Consider the following 4,499-nt stretch of genomic DNA (forward strand, 5'->3'; position numbering starts at 1 on the left):
GGGCGGCGGGCGCAGCGACAGGATGCCTGCCGCTGCGCCCGTGCGCGTACGGGGGCTGGCGCGGCGCAATGGCCTTCAAAAGGGCGGGGTGCCGATGCCGCGGACGAGGAGGAACGGGCCGTCCGTGTCGACCACCGTCACGGTGCCGGATTGGGCGGCGACAAGGACGAGGGCGTCGCGGTCCTCGCAGGCGAACCGTGCGCTGAGGGCCCTCGTCCGTGCTCTCAAGGCAAAGTTCGCCCTCCCCCCTGGCCCGGGACCTGGGGCCGGTCGGCCGGCGCGGAGGCCTCGGCCCGAACCGTGCGGGTCGGCCGCCAGACCAGGGAGGCACGGCAGTCGTACTGGGTTCCGCTCGCGGTGCGCAGGACGGCCGGGCCATCGTAGGAACGGGTATTCACGCCCCCAGCCTGGCTCCTGGGCGAGGGGCCTGCTCGACAGCGGCCCGCGCGGGCGCCCGCCGGCGGTGCAGGGCGGTACCGGGCGAGGTCTGGTAGGCCCGGCGGTAGTAGGCGGCGAAATGGCCGACATGGGCGAAACCTCAGCGCATCGCGATTCGGGTGACCTTGGCGGTGCGCGGGTCGGCGGCGAGCAGTTCGGCGGTCCGGCGCCTCGCCGCCATGCTCGCCCGCACCGGCCGGCCTGAGTCTCGGCACGTGGCGCCGGCGGCGCCGTTGCGCGGGACGGCAGTCACGGCAGGCGGATCTCGGCCCACACCGCCTTGCCCGTGGCGTGGGGGCGGCAGCCCCAGGCGGAGGCGATGTGGTCGAGGATGCGCAGGCCGCGGTGGTGTGGCTGTCCCGCCCGGGCGGGGAAGATCCGCGGTTCGGCCCGGCTGGCGTCGGTGACGTCGATGCGCAACCGTTCCCCGCGCGGGTCGAGCCGCAGCTCCAGGGCCAGTGTGCCGCCGGCGTGGTCGGCGACGTTGGCGAGCAGCTCGGCGGCCACCAGCAGCACGTCGTCCACGACCGCCGCATCCGTGCCGGGCCGCCACTGCGCCAGCGCGAAGCGGACGAAATCCAGGCCGGGGCGAACCCCGTGCCCCGCTCGCCCAGTCCAAAGACCAGGCTGCGGTGGGCGGTGGCGGCAAGTGGTGGGCACATGACCGGACTCGAGCAGGTCGGGGCGTTCATCGACCGTCGCGTGTACCCGCCACCGTCCGCATCACGCCTTGTCGCGGCGTCCCTCCGGGTTCCGGTACTGCAGTGCCAGTCGCAGGCTGGGAAAGACGGGGAACAGCCTGCCGATGCCGGTGATCGCCAGGACGCGCCGCACGTTCGCGCTGGAAGCGAGGAGGACCAGCGCAGCGCCACAGGCGTGTGCGGCGCGGCTGGCGACGAGCAGCGTGTTCAGTCCGCTGGAGGTGAACAGGCGCACCGCGGAGAGGTCCACGGCGGGTCGGCGGTCGAGGGCCGCGCCCAGTGCGCGCTGAAGCTGTTCCTCGTTCTCCGCGTGCATCATTCCGGCCAGTGTGCACACCGCGGCGTGGCCCACTGTTGTGGTGCGGATGCTGATGTCGGTTGCCGGCCCGGCGCGTTGCGCATGACTGTCGTAGGAGAGCATGACATCTCTCCGAGCCCACCGAAGGCTCCACCTGGGGGGTGGGCCGAGGCATCATTTCCGCGTGGGCCACCGATCCGGCCGACTTCGGCCAGGTCGGCTGCGTGTACACCGCCCAGGGCTTCGAGTACGACTGGAGCGGTGTCATCCTCGGGCCGGACCTCGTCTGGCGGACCGACCGCTGGATCACCGACCGGACGGCGTCCAAGGATCCCGTCTTCCGCAAGTCCACCAGCGACGCCGACGTCGACCGCCTGATCCGCAACACCTACAAGGTGCTGCTGACCCGCGGCATGATCGGCACGGTCGTGTACTCGACGGACCCGGAGACGCGCGCCAAGCTGCGCGAGTTGGTCACCGGGTAGCAGGCAGAACGGATCGAGGCGGGGCACGGCCGCCGCAGCTTGCCCGCCCACTGACTCCGGCGATCGGGAAGCCTCCGTCAGACGCTGTATGCCGGGGTCGGGGATTGCCGGGGCTCGCCGCGGAAGACCTGTTCGGCATGCCACTTTCGGTGCCGGTCCGCGACCGGGTGTATCCCCGGCTGCGGGCCGATGACCGGCCGTCCAGCTAGGGCGAGCACCTGCTGCCGGCTGGCCTCGCTGCGACCGATGAAGCGCCGGGAAACGAGGACGCTGTGCCCCTCCCCCAGGCCCAGTACGCCCTTGTCGAAGAGCTTGTGGTGCAGGGAGCACAGGCACAGGCCGTTGTCGACCTCGTCCGGCCCGTCGTAGGACCACCACCGCACGTGGGCTGCCTCCAGACCGACCGTGCTCGCACCCAGCATCCCGTCGTAGCCGCAGAAGGCGCACTGGAACTCGTAGGCGGTCAGGACGAGTTCGCGCATCCGCCGGTCCCGCTGCCGTCGCGCCGCCCATTCCTTTCCACCCGGGACGCCTCCGGTCAGGCCCTCGGTCTCGGTCAGGTCCAGGTCGAGTCCGACGGCCTCGCACAGGTCGGTGTGCAACGACGGCGGGAAGTGGGAGTCCAGCAGCACCCGCGCCAGCCGGCCCAGCAGCGCGGGATCCTTCCGCAGTGCCGCCCGCAGCTCGGGCGCGAGCCTCCCGGCCGCGCCGCTGGAGCGGAGAACTCCCACTCGGCTTCCGGGGCTCCCCGGCCCCTGGTCGGTCCTGACCTCCCAGACGCCGTCACTGACCAGGTGGTGGAAGGGGTACGCAGGGGTGGTCGGATGGGACGGCCCGTACTCCTCCAGCAGTCGCTTCAACTCCCCCTCGATCGTGCTGTACCTCAGTTCGTCGTCGGCGTCGCGCTGGTAGCTACCGAGCGCGTACAGCAGCAACAGCGGTTTGTGCGGTGCCCGAACGTCGTTGCTCGTCCACCGTCTCAGCTTCGCCACCCGCTCCAGCCAGTCCATAGCGGCATAGCGTATTCCGGGGCTTCGACGCGACCGCGGCCGCAAGCCCTCAACGAGGCGATAGCAAAGTTGCCTCCGGGCTTCTGGGCGCTGGACCGGGTAACGGGCGAGCCATGGGAACAGAACGGACGGCAGGAACGGCAACGCGTCCGACTCCGGCGCAGCCTCCGCCTGAAGGAAGCCCTCCTCGGCCGGTCCCGGGGTGGGCTGACCGGCAAGGTCCATCTGGCTGCCGACCGCAGGTGCCGGCCGCTGGCCCTCGTCCGGACCGCAGGACAGGCCGCCGACAGCCCGCAATTCATTCCCGTGCTTGAGAAGGTGCGGGTTCGTTTGCCCGTCGGCCGTCCCGCACCCGGCCCGGCGCGGTCGCCGGGGACAGGGCGTATTCGTCCCGCAGAAACCGCGCCTACCTGCGCAAACGCCACATTAAGGCCGTCATTCTGGGGAAAAAGGACCAGGCCGCAAGCCGGAAGCGGAAGGGTAGCCGGCGGCCGGTCGGTCGGCCACGACGCCGACCTCTACAAGGAGCGGAACACCGTCGAGCGCCTGATCAACAAGCTGAAGGCATGGCGAGGCATCGCCACCCGCTGCGACAAGACACTCGGCAGCTACCTCGCCGGCCTTCCCTCCGCGCCTCGATGATCTGGATCGACGACCTCCTACGGACGACCGACTGATCACAACCTCACACAGACCCTAGCGGGGGAGCTGTAGTCGGTGGGCAGCCTCGGCCTGGTGCTGCAGCGCGCCGCGGAGCAGCACCGTGAGTACGACGTGCTTGGGCTGCCGGGTCTGCCAGTGCAGTTCCTCGACCGCGGCGGCGAGCGCGTCGGCGGTCTCCTCCGGCATATACCAGGAGCGACGGGCCATCCCCGGCCTGGCCGGGCGCGCCGATCGGCCCCGGGCCGCGGGTTATTCGGGTTCCTGCGCGGGAACCTGCGGCGGCCGGCGGCCGGACCTTGGCTTGCAGGGCGGTGCCGGGGCGTGGGGTGGCCTCCTGGCATCCTCGATCCGCACGTGGCGGCTACGCAGGAGTGCCGTGAGGTCGGGCGCGCTGCTGGGACCGGGCAGCTGCTTTCGGGACGCGCTCACCGGGCACCGTCCCACGCGCCGCCGAGCGCTTTGGCCCGCATCCGGTAGACCTCGGCCACCTCGGAGTCCGGCGCGTACGTCTCGACCGTCTGCCCGAACCGGCCGGCCTCGCCTACCGTCACCGCTGACAGCGCACCGCGCCGAGCAGCGGCAGCCCTTCCAGGGCGTTGATCTCGTCGAGGGCGCTGGTTCAGCTTGGGCACCGGGCGGTAGAAGAGATTTACCACCAGGCCGTGCAGTTGCAGCGGGACGTCCCGCAGGTCCGCATCGAAATCGGCGGTGAGCTGCTTCCGGGAGGGGCTCGGCATCGGTGAAACCGTGGGCACGGTCCCACGCGGGAAAGTCGGCGGACATCGCGCACCAGGTGATGCCGTCCGCGATCACCGCCGGCCGAATCGCCGGCCGCGGGCCGGGCGGACGGCGAGTTCCGGCCGATCGGCTACTCCGTCGACCTGGCGCGGCTCGTCCTCGCCCG

6 protein-coding genes and 2 pseudogenes are annotated in these 4,499 nt (G+C 71.5%); 2 read left to right on the forward strand and 6 right to left on the reverse strand.

Annotated elements, in window-relative coordinates:
• Positions 1-75: 75 nt before the first annotated feature.
• The 3 genes from ABZ641_RS26740 to ABZ641_RS26750 form a co-directional block, all read right to left on the reverse strand.
• Positions 76-228, reverse strand: a complete 153-nt coding sequence (locus ABZ641_RS26740) for a hypothetical protein (RefSeq protein ID WP_359985656.1) — start codon at positions 226-228, stop codon at positions 76-78.
• 459 nt (positions 229-687) lie between these two features.
• Complete coding sequence (locus tag ABZ641_RS26745) at positions 688-1,098, reverse strand: ATP-binding protein (RefSeq protein ID WP_359985659.1); 411 nt, start codon at positions 1,096-1,098, stop codon at positions 688-690.
• Positions 1,099-1,161: 63 nt separating this feature from the next.
• Positions 1,162-1,560, reverse strand: a complete 399-nt coding sequence (locus ABZ641_RS26750; protein WP_359985662.1) for an STAS domain-containing protein — start codon at positions 1,558-1,560, stop codon at positions 1,162-1,164.
• A 62-nt stretch (positions 1,561-1,622) separates the two neighbouring features.
• On the opposite strand from ABZ641_RS26750, the pseudogene ABZ641_RS26755 reads away from it, so the two are divergent.
• Positions 1,623-1,922 (forward strand): annotated as a pseudogene (locus ABZ641_RS26755) (DNA/RNA helicase domain-containing protein); the annotation flags it as partial.
• Positions 1,923-1,999: 77 nt separating this feature from the next.
• Here the strand turns inward: ABZ641_RS26755 and ABZ641_RS26760 are convergent.
• Positions 2,000-2,932 carry a phosphorothioated DNA-binding restriction endonuclease gene (locus ABZ641_RS26760; protein ID WP_359985665.1) on the reverse strand — a complete coding sequence of 311 codons (933 nt, stop codon included), beginning with the start codon at positions 2,930-2,932 and terminating at the stop codon, positions 2,000-2,002.
• A gap of 117 nt (positions 2,933-3,049) precedes the next feature.
• On the opposite strand from ABZ641_RS26760, the pseudogene ABZ641_RS26765 reads away from it, so the two are divergent.
• A pseudogene (locus tag ABZ641_RS26765) lies at positions 3,050-3,609 on the forward strand (IS5 family transposase); the annotation flags it as partial.
• A gap of 19 nt (positions 3,610-3,628) precedes the next feature.
• Here the strand turns inward: ABZ641_RS26765 and ABZ641_RS26770 are convergent.
• A complete protein-coding gene (locus tag ABZ641_RS26770) occupies positions 3,629-3,781 on the reverse strand; it encodes a hypothetical protein (RefSeq protein WP_359985668.1) in 153 nt (50 codons plus the stop codon).
• 239 nt (positions 3,782-4,020) lie between these two features.
• The gene (locus tag ABZ641_RS26775; RefSeq protein WP_359985671.1) at positions 4,021-4,332 is read right to left on the reverse strand and encodes a hypothetical protein; all 312 of its coding nucleotides are present in this window, start codon (positions 4,330-4,332) and stop codon (positions 4,021-4,023) included.
• Positions 4,333-4,499: the final 167 nt, after the last annotated feature.

Origin of the sequence: Kitasatospora sp. NPDC007106 (assembly GCF_040634455.1) — a bacterium.
Lineage (GTDB): Bacteria > Actinomycetota > Actinomycetes > Streptomycetales > Streptomycetaceae > Kitasatospora > Kitasatospora arboriphila.